The organism is Mycobacterium sp. DL (assembly GCF_039729195.1).
Lineage (GTDB): Bacteria > Actinomycetota > Actinomycetes > Mycobacteriales > Mycobacteriaceae > Mycobacterium > Mycobacterium hippocampi_A.
In genome coordinates, this window is sequence record NZ_CP155796.1 from 5747823 (window position 1) to 5764505 (window position 16683).

Sequence of the window (16683 nt, forward strand, 5' to 3'; positions counted from 1 at the left end):
CCAACGCTGACCTGGACCCGTGCTGCACTCCTCCAAGGTACCGGCTGCCCGAAGGGCGACCGGGTTACCGGATCGTCGCGACGAGTTCGCCCGACATCGCGGCGAGTTGGCCGCTCCACGAACCCCAGTCGTGATTACCGCCGGTCGGGAAGTCGAAATGGGCGTTGCTCCCGCCGATCCCCCGGTAGTGCTGATAGAAGCTACGGTTGCTGCCCTGAGCCTGGTCACAGTAGTTGATCATCGCGGCCGGGTCGCTGCACGTGGTGGTAGCGGGGCTGAACACCCACAGCCGCGTGTTGTTGTCCACCAGCAACTGCGAGTGCACGTCCGGGTCGTGCCACTTCCAGCGGCCCAACTGTGCCGCACCCCACATCGCCTGGGTGTTCACGCCCCCGAACGACGCGAGCCCCGCGGTGATCGCACCGTTCATCGCCGTGGCCGACGGCGTCAGGAAGCCCGACAGCGATCCGGCGAACCGGTACCGGTTGGGATGGAAGGTTGCCATCGTCAGCGCTCCGGTGCCGCCCATCGCCGCGCCGACGATGCCGTGACCGCCGGGAGCCAGTCCCTTGTTGGCGGCCAGCCAGTTCGGCAGCTCATCGGCCAGGAACGTCTCCCACTGCTTGCTGCCGTCCTGCTCCCAGTTGGTGTACATGCTCCAGGCGCCACCGGCGGGGGCGACGACCGAGATGCCGGAGCCGGCCAACGTGTTCATCGCATTGCCCGCGGTCACCCAGTTGCTGACGTCGGGTGCGGCGTTGAACGCGTCGAGCAGGACCACCGCGTGCGGGCCGCCGCCCTGGAAAGCGACCGGGATGTCCCGGCCCATCGCCGCCGACGGCACCATCAACATCTCGACGCCCTGCGCGCCCGCGGTCGGCGGTGCGGGCGCCCAGGTCTGCGAGGACACGGTGCCCACCGACATGGTCGCCACGGCCAGCGCCGCAGCCGCGATCATTCGAGTCAACGCACGCATCGGCCCCACCTTTTCTCTGGCAATCTCTCGCGTCCCTCTGCCGACACCCGTCCGGCCTACCGCAAAGTAGTGAATCACATCACTGCGACGGGCCGGGGGCTAAAGCGACTGACGGCGGTGACCCTGGAAAGGATCACCGCCGTCAATATCTGTTGTTGTCAGGTCAAGCCCGGGAAGGCTCAGCCACCGATCTCGGCAGCGGGAGCTTCCACCGGTGCCGGCGGAGCCGACGGCTGCGGGATCGCACCGAGTGACCGCTGGATGTCAGGCATCATCTGCTGAAGCTGCTGACCCCAGTAGCCCCAGCTGTGGGTGCCGTTGGCCGGGAAGTTGAACACACCGTTGCGACCACCCGCGGCGATGTACTCCTCCTGGAAGGTCTTGTTGGTGCGCAGCGTGAAGCCCTCGAGGAACTTCGCGTTGAACAGGTTGCCCGAGCTGGAACCGGCGTCGAGTTCCGAAGGCTTGCCGTTGCCGCAGAACACCCAGATCCGGGTGTTGTTGGCCACCAGGCTGGAGATGTTGACCATTGGGTCGTTGCGCTTCCAGGCCGGGTCGCTGGACGGGCCCCACATGTCCTCGGCCTCGTAGCCGCCCGCGTCGCCCATCGAGATGCCGACGAGCATGGGCCACCAGCCCTCGGAGAGGTTCAGGAAGCCGGACAGCGAGCCCGCGTACTGGAACTGGTTCGGGTGGTAGATCGCCAGCGTCATCGCGGCAGAACCGGCCATCGACAGACCCACTGCCGCGTTGCGGCCCGGATCGACACCCTTGTTGGCGGCCAGGTAGGCCGGCAGCTCGCTGGTGAGGAAGGTCTCCCACTTGTAGGTGCTGCAACCCGCTTTGCCACACGCCTGCTTGTACCAGTCGCTGTAGAAGCTGGACTGGCCGCCGACGGGCATGACCACCGCGAGGCCGGAATCGAGGTACCACTCGAATGCCGCGGTGTTGATGTCCCAGCCGTTGAAGTCGTTCTGCGCGCGCAGCCCGTCGAGCAGGTAAACGCCGGGAGCGTTGGGCCCACCGCTCTGGAACTGGATCTTGATGTCCTGGCCCATCGCTGCCGACGGCACCGACAGGTATTCCACCGGCAGACCGGGACGAGAGAAAGCCCCTGCAGTCGCCGAACCGCCGACGGCGCTGATCAGGCCTGGCAACACGGCTGCCGCTGCGGCTACCACCGTGAGCCGACGGCCCCATGCGCCGAGCTTCTTCGGAACGAGCTTCATCCTTGTGTCTTTCCCATCTGTCGTAAAAACGGCAACGGACCGGCTGGACTCAAACGGTCACCACACCGGCCACGTTGCCTTCGTAGTCAACCACAACTCTGTGGTGTTCTCTCATTGCCGCGAACGGCGCGAAGAGGTCCGACATATGCCTTATCTGACCGACATGGCTGCAGCGTTACGAAAGCAGAAAACTCCGGGTGCCGCCAAATCGCCTGCCGCTCAAGGCCCTGTCGCGGGCAGCCCGGTGTAGGGCGGGTTCACCGGCTCCGGCACCGGCAGACCGCACCGTTCGAGCTCGTACAGCGGCACCCTGTCTATCCGGTAGCGGGTCAGCTCCACGGCGTTGACCAGGTTCGACAAGAACCGACGGGGCCCCATCGGCGCCCGGATCGCATCCAGCGCGGCCTCGGTCTCGGGGCACTTCAACGCCGCCTCCGCCTGCCTGATCCAGTCCTCGTCCAGGTACACGGGGATGTAGGGCCGTTCCTTCAGGAAGGGGCCCTCGGCGACCGCCCAGTCGGGGAACAGGTTCTTGTCGTGACCGATGCGACCGTCCTCGATGCGCGCGGTACGCGCCGCCAGCGGGTTTGCCAGACCGATCTGGTCGATCACCCTGACATCAAGGCCGACGTTCATGCCCAACATACCGAGGTTGGTGAAAAATACTGTGTGAGGCCCTCTTCGGTCCACAGAGGGATCCGGAGGAGCATCCGGTGGCGGTGGTATCGCCGGCACGACCTCCCACATGTCATAGTTGCCGGCGGGGAGCAGGAGCGCGCCGTCCGGGGTGTTTTCGATGGCGGTCACCACCGCACGCATCCGCGGATAGTCGAGGTAGTCGGCCGCCGTCAACGGATGCGGGTTACCGGTCGCCTGCGCGTAGAACCGACGTTCGTCGACGATGCCCGTGTAGGTCACGCGGGTGGCGTCGGCGCCCATGCCCGGCGAATTCGCCGCCCACAGCGCCCAACCCGCCACCGCAAGCCACAGCACGCTGGTGGCCCCGGCATAGAGGTAGCCCGCCCCGCGTGCCATTCGCGACCTGTCCGGCAACATCAGCGGGATCACCGCGACGGGCGCCAGCAGACAGAACATGGGCGTCAACAACACGCGCCCGTGCATGAAGTCGCCGCCTTGCCGGATCCAGTACACCGCCTGCAGAGCGCCGCTGACAAGCATGAACGCGACCACCGCCTGCGGGCTCTGCACCGTGCGCGCAAGCAATCTGGAACCCGCAGGGGCCTGGCGGTTGACCGACGACGGCCGACCGCGCAGCAGCATCACCATGAGCGCCAGTCCGACCAACAGGATCGCCGGAGCCCACAGCAGATAGGGCTGGTTGAAGTTGGCGAGATAGGTGAAGCCCTGCTGCCACTTGGCACCGGACGCGTCCTTGGCCACCGCGGTACCGGGAACGATCAGCCCGTAGTACCCCATCCGGAAGATCTGGTACGCCACAGGGAGAAGCCCGCCCACCGCGACGATCAGCGCGCGCCGTCGCCAGTCCGGCGCGGCGATCAGCATCATGACCAGTGCCAGGCCACCGATGAGCGCCAGTTCGGGGCGAACCAGCACGCTGAGGCCGGCGACCACCGCCAGCACCACGTCGAAGGTCTGCGACGTGCTCGGGTTCTCGGCCCGGCGCAGGCCTTGGGACCAGCAGACCATCATCCACCAGAGCAGGCCCAGATACGCCAGCACCAGGCCGTTCTCCAGACCGGACGTGGCGAAGTCGCGGGCCGGCGGCACCGCGATGTAGACCAGCGCACCGGCGGGAAGCAGCAGCGCGCGCCGGCCCGCGAGCGTCGGCGCGTACAGCCGCGCCGTGCCCAGCATCACCAGTGCCACCCCGAGAACGCTGAGCAGCAGCGCGAATGTCAGCGCCACATACTCCAGCCGCGCCGACCCGGAGACCAGCCCGCCGAAGTACATCAGGTACGACCACACCGTCGAGGTGTTGGCCTCGACCCGTTCACCGGCATTGAAGACAGGGCCGTTGCCCGCCAACATGTTTCGTGTGGTCCGCAGCACGATCAGGCCGTCGTCGGCGATCCACCGACGTTGCCAGGCGCCCCATCCGAAGAGCAGGCACACCAGCGTCACGCTGACCCAGAGACTGATCCGAACCGAGACGTCGTAGGGGAAGGCCGGCCAGCGGGCCAGCCGGTCCGCCGCAGCTGTCGTCAGACGACCCGCCGGAGTGGTGTCCTGGCGGCCCGCCGGAATGCTGCGCTGGCGCTCAGCTGAGGAAGATTGCGGCACCGATGGTTCCGATCCAGGCCAGCGCCAGCAGCTGGAGCACTCGGTCCCCGAGGGCGATCTCCTCGGGTTCACCCGCCGCACCGCCGTCGACGTCGACCGCGTAGCGAAGGATCGCAATCGTGAACGGCACCATCGAGATCACGAACCACGACGTGCCGCCGGTCGCATCGCGCTCGAAGGCCCACAGCCCGTAACACAGCACCAGCGCCGTCGCCGACAGAGTCCACACGAACCGCAGATACGAGCTGGTGTAGCTCTCCAACGACTTTCGGATCTTGGCGCCGGTCCGTTCGGCCAACTGCAGTTCGGCGTACCGCTTCCCGGCCGCCATGAACAACGACCCGAAGGCCATCATCAACAGGAACCACTGCGACAGCGGCACGTCCGCCGCGACACCACCGGCGATCGCCCGGATCAGGAACCCGGACGACACGATGCAGATGTCGATCACGGGCTGATGCTTGAGCCCGAAACAGTAGGCCAGCTGGATCCCGATGTAGACCGCCATCACCACGGCCAGGTTCGGAGTGACCAGCCACGAAATCGCCAGTGACGCAACGCCCAACACAGCGGCCATCCAGTAGGCCAGCCACTGCGGCACCACCCCGGCGGCGATCGGGCGGAACCTCTTGGTCGGATGCGCGCGGTCGGCCTCGACGTCACGCGCATCGTTGACCAGGTACACCGACGATGCCGCCAGGCTGAACACGACGAACGCCAGAAGTACGCTGACCAGCACTTCTCGGTAGTCGTAGGCGTAGCGGTCGTCGCCGAGCGCGGCCACCGGGGCGGCGAACACCAGAACGTTCTTCACCCACTGCCGGGGTCGAAGCGCCTTGACGATGCCCGCGGGGAGATTCTTCGGCGGTCCGGCGGTCGAGCCGGTGTCCTGACCCACCTGGGATGAGCTCATGGCTACTCGAGGCCTCCTTCGACCCGGTCCGACACTGCGCCGACCACCTTCGCGACTGCGGCCCCGACTGCGATGCCGGTGAGCACATCACTGGGGTAGTGGACACCGAGAACCAAGCGGGACAGCGCCATCGGCGGTACCAGCAGGGCCGGCAGCGGCAGTCCGGTGGGCCGGGCCAGCAGCATCGCCGCCGCGGTGGTCGAGGTGGCGTGCGCGGACGGAAAGCTCAACCTGCTCGGCGTGCTCACATTGACGGCGATCGCCGGGTGGTGCGGGCGCTTGCGGCGCACCAACCGTTTGACGACCACCGCGCAGGCGTGGGCGAGGAACGCACCCGCCCCCGCCGCGAGGTAGTCGCGGCGGCGATTCGGGGCGACCAGCGCCCCGGCGGCGGCGAGCGCCAGCCACCCGATGCTGTGCTCGCCGAAATGCGAGAGCCCGCGGGCGACGGGAAGCACCCCGGGCCGGTCGGCCAACGCCGACTGGACAGCTACCAGCGCGAGGTCCTCACCCGCAGGCGGGACGACCGGATCAGCCATCACGGGAGGCCACGACCCCCTGCTCGCCGGAGTTCAGCACACTCTCCCACTTCTGCTGACTGGTCAGCATCGGCAGCGCATTGCGGTACACCTTGCGCATCCGGTTGAACTTGCGGGCCAGCAGCGCCTGTCGCTTCAGCGATTCCCGGAGCAACTCGAGCATCTTCTCCCGGTCGCGCTGCCGGTACACCACCCCGCGGCCGTCGGCGGTGGTCACCGTGACACCGTCGACCCGGCTCAGCGAGAACCACCGGGCGTCCTGGGTGGCGACGTTGATCTGCGGGCGCCGGTGATGTTCGGGATCGTGCGGCCGAAGCTGATGGACCACCCCGCCGGCCAGCCGCGTCGAGATCGCCAGCGGGTTGGTCGGGATGCTCACCCGCTTGCGCCACCGCTTCTCCGACGGCGGTGGCAGGGCTGTCGCGCCGGGCAGCACCACCGCGTCGGGGAACTCCGCGCGCATCCTGCGCACATCGGGAAGCGCGGACTCCAGGATCGTGAACAGGTTCTCGGGTCCGGCGAGGAAGTCGTCCATCGCCTTGTTCTGGATGGCGACGGTCGAATACTCAAGGCACAGAAGGTGTTTGAGCGTCGCCTTCAGGTGGCTCGCGATCAGCCCACGCACGTTGCCGTCCCAGTGCAGGGCCGCGACCACCAGCCGGTTGCGCAGATGGAAGTACGCCTGCCAGTCGATCGCGTCGTCCTTGTCGCTCCACGCCATGTGCCAGATCGCGCAACCGGGAAGCGTGACGGTCGGATATCCGTGCTCGCCCGCCCGCAGGCCGTAGTCCGCGTCGTCCCACTTGATGAACAACGGCAGCGGCTGACCCAGCTCCTCGGCGATCTGCCGCGGGATCATGCACATCCACCACCCGTTGTAGTCGACGTCGATGCGACGGTGCAGCAGCCTGCTGCGTTCGTGCTCCTCGTCATTGAGCGGGAACTTGGCGAAGTTGTGGTCGTACTCGGTGTTGACCGCGTTGGTCCACATGAAGTTCGCGGAATCGACCATCTCACCCATCACGTGCAGGTGCGAGGGCTCCTGCAGGTTGAGCATCTGGCCACCGACGAGAGTCGGTGTCTTCGCGAACCGGTTCAGCGCCAGCGCCCTCAGGATCGAGTCCGGCTCGATGCGGATGTCGTCGTCCATGAACAGGATCTGCTCACAGTCGGTGTTCTTCAGCGCCTCGTACATCACCCGGCTGTAGCCGCCGGAGCCGCCGAGGTTGGGCTGGTTGTGCAGCGACAGCCGGGTTCCGAGCGCCGCTGCCGCCGCGTCGAATCCGGGATGGTCCTTGGCCTTGCTGGTTCCCTGGTCGGACACGATGACCGAAGTGATCACCTTGTCCACCAACGGATCCGACGTCAGTGCGGCGAGCGCGTTGACGCAGTCCGACGGCCGGTTGAACGTCGGGATGCCGACGGCGACACTGGCCCGGCCGGGCGCCTCGACCGGTGCGTACCAGCCTGCGCTGTGCAGCGTCGAGTTGGCGTCGGTGGTGATGTCGAACCAGATCCAGCCACCGTCCTCGAACGGGGTGAGGTCGACCTCGAACTCCACGGAGGCGCTCGCGCCGACATCAGATCCCGAGGCGCTTGCGCCGACATCAGATCCCGAGGCGCTTGCGCCGACATCAGATCCCGAGGCGCTTGCGCCGCCATCAGATCCCGAGGCGCTCGCGCCGACATTTTCGCTGGAGATCGGCGCCCCGCCGACGGTTATCCGGGACCCGGTGGCCTTGGACCGGTAGACGTCGACGCGCGCGCTGCCGGTGAGTTCGACACGCAACACCACTGATTCCAGCGTCGACCAGCGGCGCCAGTAACTGGCCGGGAAGGCGTTGAAGTAGGTCGCGAAGGAGACCTCGGATTCGGCGCCGATCTCGAGCGCGGTCCGCGTCGGTGCGTGGGCGCGCCTGGCGTTGGTGTCCGACTCCTCTATGTAGAGCTTGCGGACGTCGAGCGGTTCACCGGGGCGCGGGAGGATGACGCGGGCCAGCAGGCTGACTGCCCGTGACTGTCCGGCCTCGAGCGCGCCGGACGGGATGTCACTCATTGTCGACTGCTTTCTGTTTCGGGGGCGACCAGCGCGACACCGTCACGTAGGTGCGGCGCCAGGGTGTTGTCGTACATGTTCAGCGCGCTGGCGATCGCCATGTGCATGTCCAGATACTGGTAGGTGCCCAGGCGGCCGCCGAAGAGCACCTGCGAGGACGCCGTCTCCGCCTGCGCCAGCTCGCGGTAGGCCGTGACCATCAGGCGGTCCTCACGGGTGTTGATCGGGTAGTAGGGCTCGTCGTCGTCCTTGGCGAAACGACCGAACTCCCGCATGATGACGGTCTTGTCGGTCGGGTAGTCCCGCTCCGGGTGGAAGTGCCGGAACTCGTGGATGCGGGTGAAGGGCACGTCGGCGTCGTTGTAGTTCATCACGGGCGTGCCTTGGAAATCACCGGTGTCGAGGACCTCGGTCTCGAAGTCCAGGGTGCGCCAGCCGAGCCGGCCCGCCGAGTAGTCGAAGTAACGGTCCAGCGGGCCCGTGTAGACGATCGGAGCGTTCGGACTCTGGGTCCGCAACTCGTCGCGGACGTCGAACCAGTCGGTGTCCAGTCGCACCTCGATGCGATCGTCGGCGGCCATGTTCTGCAGCCACGTGGTGTACCCGTCGACCGGCAGACCCTCATAGGTGTCGTTGAAGTAGCGATTGTCGAAGGTGTAGCGGACCGGCAGCCGGGTGATGTTGGACGCCGGCAGGTTCGTCGGGTCGGTCTCCCACTGCTTGGCGGTGTAGTGCTTCATGAACGCTTCGTAGAGCGGGCGGCCGATCAGACTGATCGCCTTCTCCTCGAAGTTCCGGGCGTCCTTGGTGTCGAACTCCGCGGCCTGTTCGGCGATCAGCGCGCGGGCCTCGTCCGGGGTGAAGTACCTGCCGAAGAACTGCGACACCAGGCCGAGCCCCATCGGGAACTGATAGGCCTGCCCGTTGTGCATCGCGAACACCCGGTGCTGATAGCCGGTGAACTCGGTGAACTGGTTGACGTAGTCCCACACCCGCTGATTGCTCGTGTGGAACAGGTGCGCGCCGTAGCGGTGCACCTCGATGCCGGTCGCGGGTTCGGGCTCCGAGTAGGCGTTCCCGCCGATGTGGGGGCGCCTGTCGAGGACCAGGACCCGCTTGTCCAGCTGGGTGGCCACCCGTTCGGCGATCGTCAGGCCGAAGAACCCGGAGCCGACGACGATGAGGTCGAAAGCGTCGGTGGGAGGGCGGGGAGCAGGAGAGATCATCGGCAGCAAGGGTATCCGACCACACGCGCAGGCCCTGCAATGGCCGAGCCGCGCAGGTCGCAATTAGCTCACAATTCCGCATCGTCACTCTAGTCCCAGTAGTCACATCAGTAACATCGACCGCGTACGAAGAATCACGCACAGGTAGCCGATTCAGGCAGCCGATTTTCTACGTCCATGTATTGAGGAGACTTCCGTGCCGAACCGACGTCGACGCCGGCTCTCGACAGCCTTGAGCACAGTCGCCGCTCTGGCAGTCGCGAGTCCAGTTGCCATTGTTGCCGTTTCCGAGCTGTCCGCAGCCCCCGAGGGCACCCCGCAGCACCGCGAGTTCGTGCAGGCCGCGACCATCACCGACCTACCCGGTGAGCTGATCACCGCGTTGTCCCAGGGCCTTTCCCAGTTCGGCATCAACCTGCCGCCGATGCCGACAGGTCTGCTCACCGGATCGGGTGCCACCGCGCCCACGACGCTGTCCCCCGGGCTGGGAGTGCCCGGCCTGGGAACCACGGGCCTGACCGGGATGCCGTCTCTGACCGACCCCGGACTCGCCAACCCCGCGCTGACCAACCCGTCGCTCACCAGCCCGACCGGCGCGGTCCCGGGCCTGACCACTCCGGGGCTGACCACACCGTCATTGACCGATCCGGCACTGGCGGCCACTCCGGGACTCACGGTGCCGGGAGTCAGTACACCCGGCCTGACCACGCCGTCGTTGACCGATCCGACGCTGACCACACCGGGTCTGTCGACGCCGCCGGCACTGACCGACCCGGTCCTGGGCGCTGCGCCGATCTCGACCTCGGGACTGCCGCTGACCGGCGAGATCCCGATCTCGGCTCCGATCGGCCTGGATCCGGCGCTGGGCGGCTACCCGATCCTGGCTGATCCCTCACTGGCCGCGCCGGTGGCCTCGAGCAGCGGCGGCATCATGGGCGACCTCACCAGCGCCGCGAACCAACTCGGCGCAGGCGAGGCGATCGACCTGCTCAAGGGCATCCTGATGCCCGCGATCATGTCGGCAGTCAAGCCTCCGGCCGCCGCAGCCGCCGCAGCTGCGCCTGCCGCCGAGGCAGCAGCAGCCGCACCCCTGGACGCTGCGTCGGGCGCACTGGCGGCCGAGGCACCGCTCGCCCCGGGCGCGTAGCCCGGGCCACACCAGTCCTGCCACCGAACGGCACCGCAGAAGCGCCAGCACGCTCTGCGGTGCCGTTGCAGGTGCGCAGTGTGCGGAATGCGACCGGATTGAGTCCCCAAACAACCGTGTCGTAACACGAGCAACATCTGGCACATACGTAACATCAGCCCGTGCCGTGTCGTCGTCCCGTGCCATCGATACTGTTCACCGCGCTCGCGGCGACAGTGGTGCTGCTGCCCTGGGCGCTCAACGGCGCCCCCGGTGACGACAAGTCCCCGGCGGCGGACGCCCCTCGAATGGTCCAGCAACCCCTGGCCGATCTGCCCGGTGGCGAGACCATCCGCGAGATCCATCAGGACGAGCCGTTCTCGATGGTCGCGCTGACATCGGAAGATCTCACCGGGACGAGCGCACGGATGCGCGCCAAGAAGGGCGACGGGTCCTGGGGCCCCTGGTACGAGGCCGAGCAACTCGGAGGGGTCGGCGCCGACCTGCCGGGCCCCCGTGGCACCGAGCCGGTGTTCATCGGCCGCACCAACACCGTGCAGATCGCCGTGACCCGACCTGCCGACGCCCCCGCCACCGGCAACGCGCCCGAACCGCATCGCGACGACGCCGGCCCGGAGTTGGGCTACGTGCCCGCCAACGTCGAACAACCCTTCGGGCAGAACATCAACGCGGTGCTGATCAGTCCTCCGCAGACGCCGGCGGACATGCTTCCGTTGCCGAACGCGGCCACCCCGCCGGGGCAACCACCGAACATCATCAACCGGGCGCAGTGGGGCGCCGACGAGGGCATGCGCTGCGGAGAACCCCGGTACGACAGAGGAATCCAGGCGGGCGTGGTGCACCACACCGCGGGCAGCAACGAGTACACGCCCGGCGACTCAGCAGGCATCATCAGATCGATCTACGAGTACCACACCCGCACCCTGGGCTGGTGCGACATCGCCTACAACGCGATGGTCGACAAGTACGGCCAGGTCTTCGAAGGCCGCGCGGGCGGCATGAACCGACCCGTGGAGGGCGCCCACACCGGTGGCTTCAACCACAACACGTGGGGCGTCGCGATGCTCGGCAATTTCGACGTGGTGCCGCCGACACCGATTCAATTGCGCACCACGGCAAGGCTGCTCGGCTGGGTTCTGGGTCAGGCACGAGTCGATCCGCGGGGTGCGGTCGTGCTTCCGTCGGAAGGCGGTTCGTTCACCAAGTTCCCGTTCGGCGCCGCGCCGACGCTGCCCACGATCTTCACGCACCGCGACGTCGGCAACACCGAGTGCCCGGGCAACGCCGCGTACGCGCTGATGCCTCAGATCCGCGACATCGCGGCCCGATTCAACGACCCGCCCGGTCCCGAGGAGTTGGCCGAATCCCTGCGCGGCGGCGCGATCTTCGCCAAGTGGGACGCGCTCGGCGGCATGAACAGCTACCTCGGGAAGCCCACCTCGCCGGAGGCCCAGGGCCTGGGCGGGACCCGCTACGTCACCTTCGAACGCGGCGCGGTCTACTGGTCTCCCGAGAGCGGCGCCGAACCCGTCACCGGCGAACTCTACAAATCCTGGGGCGCACTGGGATTCGAGCGGGGTGCGCTGGGCCTGCCGACGAGCGCCGAGATCCCCACACCGCTGTGGATCGTGCAGAACTTCCAGCACGGCACCCTCAACTTCGACCGCGAGAAGGGCACGGTGACGCGCGTGGTCGACGGTGTCCCGGTCGAATTGCCGCCACCGCCGGCCGATCTCGCCCCGATCCAGCTGGAGCGGTTCACCCCGCCGAGCAACCCCGTCTGAGCTCGACCCGCGCTACAGCCACCACCGTTCGAGAACCCGGGCCACCCCGTCCTTGACGTTGGTGGCCGTCACCTCGTCGGCGGCGGCAACGGCGTCGGGATGCGCGTTGCCCATGGCCACGCCCAGCCCTGCCCACCTCAGCATCGGCACGTCGTTGGGCATGTCACCGAACGTCACCACCTCCGAGGCGGTGATCCCCCGGGGTCGGGCCACCTCCTCGATACCGGTCGCCTTGCTGACCCCGAGCGGCATGATCTCCACCAGACCGTTGTTCGTGGAGTAGGTGATGTCACCTTCGAGACCGATGTGCCGCGCGAGTTCAGCCGCCATGTCCGCGCTGCGCGCGCCGGCCTTGCGGATCAGCAGTTTGACCGCGGGGGCACTGAGCAGGTCGTCGATCGAGACTTCGGTGTTGTCGGGGTTGAGCCACGCGTGCTCGTAGCCCGGTGAGCTGACGAACTGCGGGGTTGCCGCGTCGTGCGCGCTGCGGCCCACCCGTTCGACGGCCAGACCGGCACCGGGGATCACCCGGGTGGCGATCTCGGCGAGTTCGCCCAGCACATCCGCCGACAACGTTCGGGCCGAGATGATCTGGTCCGTCGACGGGTCGTAGACCACCGCCCCGTTGGCGCACACCGCCATCGGCGCGAAGCCCAGCTGGTCGACGATGGGACCGACCCAGCGCGGCGGTCGGCCGGTGGCGAGGACGAACTGGGCACCCCCGTCGACCGCCGCACGCACCGCCGCCCGGGTTCTCGGGCTGACGTTCTCGTCGTCGTCGAGCAGTGTGCCGTCCACGTCGGTGGCGATCAGCACCGGCTTCTGATCGCGTCCCCGCAACGGCTGGGTCATGTGTCGCCCGTCCGGCGTCGGGCCCGCTCCGCGAGTTCCGCCTCGTCGAGAGCCGCGGCCTCGACAGGTGTGGGCGCGGTGCCACCCAACCGTCGCGGTAGCCAGTACGCACCCTGCGGCCGCGGATAGTCAGCCTGCGTCGCAGTCAGCAACTGCGTCATCTCCGAACGCATGGTCGTCGTGATCTCCTCTACGCTGCCGACAGGTTCGATGGGTTCGCCCACGGCGACTGCCACCGGAAATTTGGTTCGCCCCAATGCTTTCGGATGATCCTTGGTCCATATGCGGTGCGCGCCCCAGACGATCAGCGGCACGATCGGCGCCCGCGCATCCCGGGCCATCCGGACCGCACCGCTCTTGAACTCCTTGAGCTCGAAGCTTCGACTGATCGTGGCTTCCGGATACACCCCGACGAGTTCGCCGCGCCGCAGCGACGCCACCGCGGCTGCGTAGGCACCACGACCTGCCTGACGATCGACGGTGATCGTGCCCGTGTGCCCGATCAACCAACCGACGACCTTGACCCCACCCATCTCCGCCTTGATCATGAACCGCATCCGCCGCCCCCGTTTGTTGGCCGCCAACGCAGCGGGAAGGAAGTCGACGTAGCCGGTGTGGTTGATGGCAACGACCGCGGCGCCGGAGGCGGGGATGTTCTCCAGTCCCTGATAGGTGATCCGTGTCCCGGTGACCCTCACCGCCAGTTTCGCCGCGATCTCGAGGGTGCGGAAAACCGGTTCCATCGGGCTTATCCCGGCGCCTCGGTGGATCCGTTGTGCTGCGCCCGGCGCGCCGCCTTAGCCGCGGCTTCCTCGGCGTCCAGTCGATTGGCGTCCGCGATCGTCGGCGCGCCGCCGCCCAACCGGTGCGGCACCCAGAACTCACCGGGCGGATGTGAACCGTAGGCGTCCTGCACCTGCTCGAGCAGGTGCTGCATACGCGAATGCAGCAACGAGGTCAGTTCGGTGGCGGGCAATGTGGGTTCGATGGGCTTACCCACCGCGATCGAGATGGGGACCTTGGGACGCCACAGCTTCTTCGGGTGGTCCTTGGTCCAGATGCGCTGTGCACCCCACACGATGTGCGGCACGATCGGCACGCCGGCGGCGATGGCCATCCGGGCCGCTCCGGACTTGAAATCCTTGATCTCGAAGCTGCGGCTGATCGTGGCTTCGGGGTACACGCCGACGAACTCGCCGTCGCGCAGCTTCTGGACCGCCTGCTCGAACGAGGCCGCGCCGCTGTTCCTGTCGACCTCGATGTGCCGCATGCCCCGCATCAGCGGGCCGGTCTTCTTGTTGTCGAAGACCTCCTTTTTGGCCATGAACCGAACCTTGCGCCCGAGGTGCTGCTGATAGGCAGGAAGGCCCGCGAAGGTGAAGTCGAAGTAGCTGGTGTGATTGATCGCGATCACCGCACCGCCGGTACGCGGCAGGTTCTCCACCCCGGTGACGGTGAACGTGAGGCCCTGCACCCGCCACACCAGTCGGGCGAGCTGGATGGCTGTGCCGTATACGGGTTCCACGCCGGCCAGCCTAGTCGCCGGGATCATCCGTGCGAAGCCTGTGCCGGTTGCGCAGAGTTGCCATAGACGCTGGGATGTAGGGGTTTGCGACGCGCTGTGGCTCAGCTCATACCGGATCGGCCGCGGGGGGCGCCGCCACGCCGACGAGTGAGGAGCACCGATGACGACACCCGAGCCGGACGTCCACGACGAGGCAGAGGCGCCACCCCCGCGGTGGCGGGTCATCGGCCCCGGACTGGTGGTCGCGGCCACCGGCGTCGGTGCGGCCGACCTGGTCGCGACCCTGGTCGCCGGGTCCCGCTACGGCTACGCCCTGCTGTGGGTGGTGGTCGTCGGCGTGGTGATGAAGGTCGTGCTGGTCGAGGGCGCCGGCCGCTACACCCTCGCCACAGGGCGGACCATCTTCCAGGGCTGGCGGTCCCTCGGGAAGTGGACCACCATCTACTTCGCGCCCTACATCGTCATCTGGGGGTTCGTCTACGGCGCGGCCGCGATGTCCTCGAGCGCACTGCCGATCGTGGCGCTCTACCCGTCGCTGGACATCAAGCTCGTCGCGATCGTGTCCGGCATCGTCGGCTTCCTGCTGGTCTGGATGGGCAGCTACCGGTTCTTCGAGAAGATCATCGCCGTGCTGGTCGGCATCATGTTCGTGACTGTGGTGGGCGCAGCGATCGTGGCCTCCCCGAACGTCCTCGAGATCGTCAAAGGCCTGCGGCCGATCATCCCCGACGGCTCGATCGTCTACGTGCTGGGTCTCGCAGGCGGCGTCGGTGGAACGATCACGCTGGCCGCGTACGGCTACTGGCTACGGGAAAAGCAGTGGACCACACCCCGGTTCATGCGCGTGATGCGTATCGACAACACCGCGGCCTATGCGCTCACCGGCGTGTTCGTCGTCGCGATGCTGATCGTCGGCGCCGAACTGCTGTACTCGACGAACATCGCCATCAGCACCGGCGAACGCGGACTGGTCGACCTCTCCGCCGTTCTCGACGAGCGCTACGGCGTCGTGTTCGGGCATGTGTTCCTGATCGGATTCTGGGCGGCGTCCTTCTCCTCGCTGATCGGGGTCTGGAACGGGGTCAGCCTGATGTTCGCCGACTTCGTCGGCCAGTTGAAGGGCCTGCCGGACGGCCACGAGGACACCCGCGTCGGAGGCCGCTACTTCAGGTGGTACGTCATCTGGCTCACGTTCCCGCCGATGGCGCTGCTCTGGCTCGGTCAACCGGTCGGCCTGGTCCTGGCCTACGGCGTGCTGGGCGCGTTGTTCATGCCGTTCCTGGCCGTCACGCTGCTGCTGCTGCTGAACTCGAAGAAGATCCCCGACGGATGGCGCAACCGCTGGCACACCAACACTGCGCTGGCCATCTGCACAGTGGTGTTCGCGTGGCTCGGAGTCGACCAGGCCATCGGGGCGCTGAGCAACGTGTTCTGAGTTCGGCGGACAGCCGTGACCGCTCCCACCGGACCGGTGCCGGTACCTGCCGTTGTCGCCGACATCGCCGGTACCCGATCCGTGACCGCCGTGTGGGTCAACGAGCTCGGCGGGGTGACGTTCGCCGTGGGCACCTCTCCTGCCGTCGAGTACGTGAAGGTCTACCCCGACGACGCCGCGCATCTGCTGGCCGACGAGGTACCGCGGCTGCGCTGGGCGCGCGCGCATGCCGCGGTCCCCATCGTTCTCGGCTCCGGAAACGGCTGGCTGCACACCGCGGCGCTGCCCGGACGCTCGGCAGTCGACCCGTACTGGTCGAGGCGTCCCGAGACCGCGGCTCGGGCCATCGGGCGCGGCCTACGGATACTGCACGACGCGCTCCCGGCCGATGACTGCCCATTCGGCCCGCCCTCCTGGGTGGGAGGCGCCGCATCGTCGCCCGACCGGCTGGTGGTGTGTCACGGCGATGCCTGCGCACCCAACACGCTGATCGCCGACGACGGCAACTACAGCGGGCACGTCGATCTGGGCGATCTCGGGGTCGCCGATCGTTGGGCGGATCTGGCCGTGGCGACCCTGTCGCTGGACTGGAACTATGCGAGCGACGAAGACCGGGGCTGGGAAGCCGTGCTGCTGGATGCCTACGGGGTGGCGCCCGACCGCGACCGCATCGCGTACTACCGGGCTCGCTGGAACGACGAGCCCGTCCCGTCCGGTTAAGCTGGGCCCCGAACCAAGT

The 16683-nt window shown here is 67.5% G+C and carries 14 protein-coding genes; 4 read left to right on the forward strand and 10 right to left on the reverse strand.

The window, feature by feature from the left end:
* Nucleotides 1–64: 64 nt before the first annotated feature.
* The 7 genes from ABDC78_RS27280 to glf form a co-directional block, all read right to left on the reverse strand.
* Nucleotides 65–976: an alpha/beta hydrolase family protein gene (locus ABDC78_RS27280; RefSeq protein ID WP_178359724.1), complete on the reverse strand. Its 912-nt coding sequence runs from the start codon at nucleotides 974–976 to the stop codon at nucleotides 65–67.
* Nucleotides 977–1155: 179 nt separating this feature from the next.
* The gene (locus tag ABDC78_RS27285) at nucleotides 1156–2205 is read right to left on the reverse strand and encodes an alpha/beta hydrolase family protein (RefSeq protein WP_178359723.1); all 1050 of its coding nucleotides are present in this window, start codon (nucleotides 2203–2205) and stop codon (nucleotides 1156–1158) included.
* A gap of 219 nt (nucleotides 2206–2424) precedes the next feature.
* A complete protein-coding gene (gene zomB, locus ABDC78_RS27290; protein WP_256736157.1) occupies nucleotides 2425–4392 on the reverse strand; it encodes a flagellar motor control protein ZomB in 1968 nt (655 codons plus the stop codon).
* Nucleotides 4393–4444: 52 nt separating this feature from the next.
* Complete coding sequence (locus ABDC78_RS27295) at nucleotides 4445–5380, reverse strand: decaprenyl-phosphate phosphoribosyltransferase (protein WP_178359722.1); 936 nt, start codon at nucleotides 5378–5380, stop codon at nucleotides 4445–4447.
* Nucleotides 5381–5382: 2 nt separating this feature from the next.
* Nucleotides 5383–5919: a phosphatase PAP2 family protein gene (locus ABDC78_RS27300; protein WP_178359721.1), complete on the reverse strand. Its 537-nt coding sequence runs from the start codon at nucleotides 5917–5919 to the stop codon at nucleotides 5383–5385.
* Nucleotides 5912–7975: a glycosyltransferase gene (locus ABDC78_RS27305; protein ID WP_178359720.1), complete on the reverse strand. Its 2064-nt coding sequence runs from the start codon at nucleotides 7973–7975 to the stop codon at nucleotides 5912–5914. Before ABDC78_RS27305 ends, ABDC78_RS27300 begins: the two co-directional genes overlap by 8 nt.
* Entirely contained in the window at nucleotides 7972–9201 is a 1230-nt protein-coding gene (glf, locus tag ABDC78_RS27310; RefSeq protein WP_178359719.1) for a UDP-galactopyranose mutase, read from the reverse strand. Before glf ends, ABDC78_RS27305 begins: the two co-directional genes overlap by 4 nt.
* A gap of 196 nt (nucleotides 9202–9397) precedes the next feature.
* On the opposite strand from glf, the gene ABDC78_RS27315 reads away from it, so the two are divergent.
* Nucleotides 9398–10348, forward strand: a complete 951-nt coding sequence (locus tag ABDC78_RS27315; RefSeq protein ID WP_178359718.1) for a hypothetical protein — start codon at nucleotides 9398–9400, stop codon at nucleotides 10346–10348.
* 161 nt (nucleotides 10349–10509) lie between these two features.
* On the forward strand, nucleotides 10510–12132 hold the full coding sequence (locus ABDC78_RS27320) for an N-acetylmuramoyl-L-alanine amidase (protein ID WP_178359717.1): 1623 nt from the start codon (nucleotides 10510–10512) through the stop codon (nucleotides 12130–12132).
* 12 nt (nucleotides 12133–12144) lie between these two features.
* On the opposite strand, the gene ABDC78_RS27325 is transcribed toward ABDC78_RS27320, so the two are convergent.
* The 3 genes from ABDC78_RS27325 to ABDC78_RS27335 are packed head-to-tail and all read right to left on the reverse strand — an operon-like array spanning nucleotide 12145 to nucleotide 14509.
* Nucleotides 12145–12984 carry an HAD family hydrolase gene (locus tag ABDC78_RS27325; protein ID WP_178359716.1) on the reverse strand — a complete coding sequence of 280 codons (840 nt, stop codon included), beginning with the start codon at nucleotides 12982–12984 and terminating at the stop codon, nucleotides 12145–12147.
* On the reverse strand, nucleotides 12981–13727 hold the full coding sequence (locus ABDC78_RS27330; protein ID WP_178359715.1) for a lysophospholipid acyltransferase family protein: 747 nt from the start codon (nucleotides 13725–13727) through the stop codon (nucleotides 12981–12983). Before ABDC78_RS27330 ends, ABDC78_RS27325 begins: the two co-directional genes overlap by 4 nt.
* 5 nt (nucleotides 13728–13732) lie before the next feature.
* Nucleotides 13733–14509 (reverse strand): 1-acyl-sn-glycerol-3-phosphate acyltransferase, encoded by a 777-nt coding sequence (locus ABDC78_RS27335; protein WP_178359714.1) that lies wholly within the window; start codon nucleotides 14507–14509, stop codon nucleotides 13733–13735.
* A gap of 160 nt (nucleotides 14510–14669) precedes the next feature.
* Here ABDC78_RS27335 and ABDC78_RS27340 point away from each other — a divergent pair, with 160 nt between their 5' ends.
* Both ABDC78_RS27340 and ABDC78_RS27345 read left to right on the forward strand, forming a co-directional pair.
* Nucleotides 14670–15944: an Nramp family divalent metal transporter gene (locus ABDC78_RS27340; protein ID WP_178359713.1), complete on the forward strand. Its 1275-nt coding sequence runs from the start codon at nucleotides 14670–14672 to the stop codon at nucleotides 15942–15944.
* A 15-nt stretch (nucleotides 15945–15959) separates the two neighbouring features.
* Entirely contained in the window at nucleotides 15960–16664 is a 705-nt protein-coding gene (locus ABDC78_RS27345) for a phosphotransferase (protein ID WP_178359712.1), read from the forward strand.
* Nucleotides 16665–16683: the final 19 nt, after the last annotated feature.

Excerpts from the sequence above, each read along its gene's own strand:
- ABDC78_RS27325 (WP_178359716.1), bottom strand. The coding sequence starts at position 12,984 with ATGACCCAGCCGTTGCGGGGACGCGATCAGAAGCCGGTGCTGATCGCC.
- ABDC78_RS27300 (WP_178359721.1), bottom strand. The coding sequence starts at position 5,919 with ATGGCTGATCCGGTCGTCCCGCCTGCGGGTGAGGACCTCGCGCTGGTA.
- ABDC78_RS27285 (WP_178359723.1), bottom strand. The coding sequence starts at position 2,205 with ATGAAGCTCGTTCCGAAGAAGCTCGGCGCATGGGGCCGTCGGCTCACG.
- ABDC78_RS27305 (WP_178359720.1), bottom strand. The coding sequence starts at position 7,975 with ATGAGTGACATCCCGTCCGGCGCGCTCGAGGCCGGACAGTCACGGGCA.
- glf (WP_178359719.1), bottom strand. The coding sequence starts at position 9,201 with ATGATCTCTCCTGCTCCCCGCCCTCCCACCGACGCTTTCGACCTCATC.
- ABDC78_RS27330 (WP_178359715.1), bottom strand. The coding sequence starts at position 13,727 with ATGGAACCGGTTTTCCGCACCCTCGAGATCGCGGCGAAACTGGCGGTG.
- ABDC78_RS27340 (WP_178359713.1), top strand. The coding sequence starts at position 14,670 with ATGACGACACCCGAGCCGGACGTCCACGACGAGGCAGAGGCGCCACCC.
- ABDC78_RS27295 (WP_178359722.1), bottom strand. The coding sequence starts at position 5,380 with ATGAGCTCATCCCAGGTGGGTCAGGACACCGGCTCGACCGCCGGACCG.
- ABDC78_RS27280 (WP_178359724.1), bottom strand. The coding sequence starts at position 976 with ATGCGTGCGTTGACTCGAATGATCGCGGCTGCGGCGCTGGCCGTGGCG.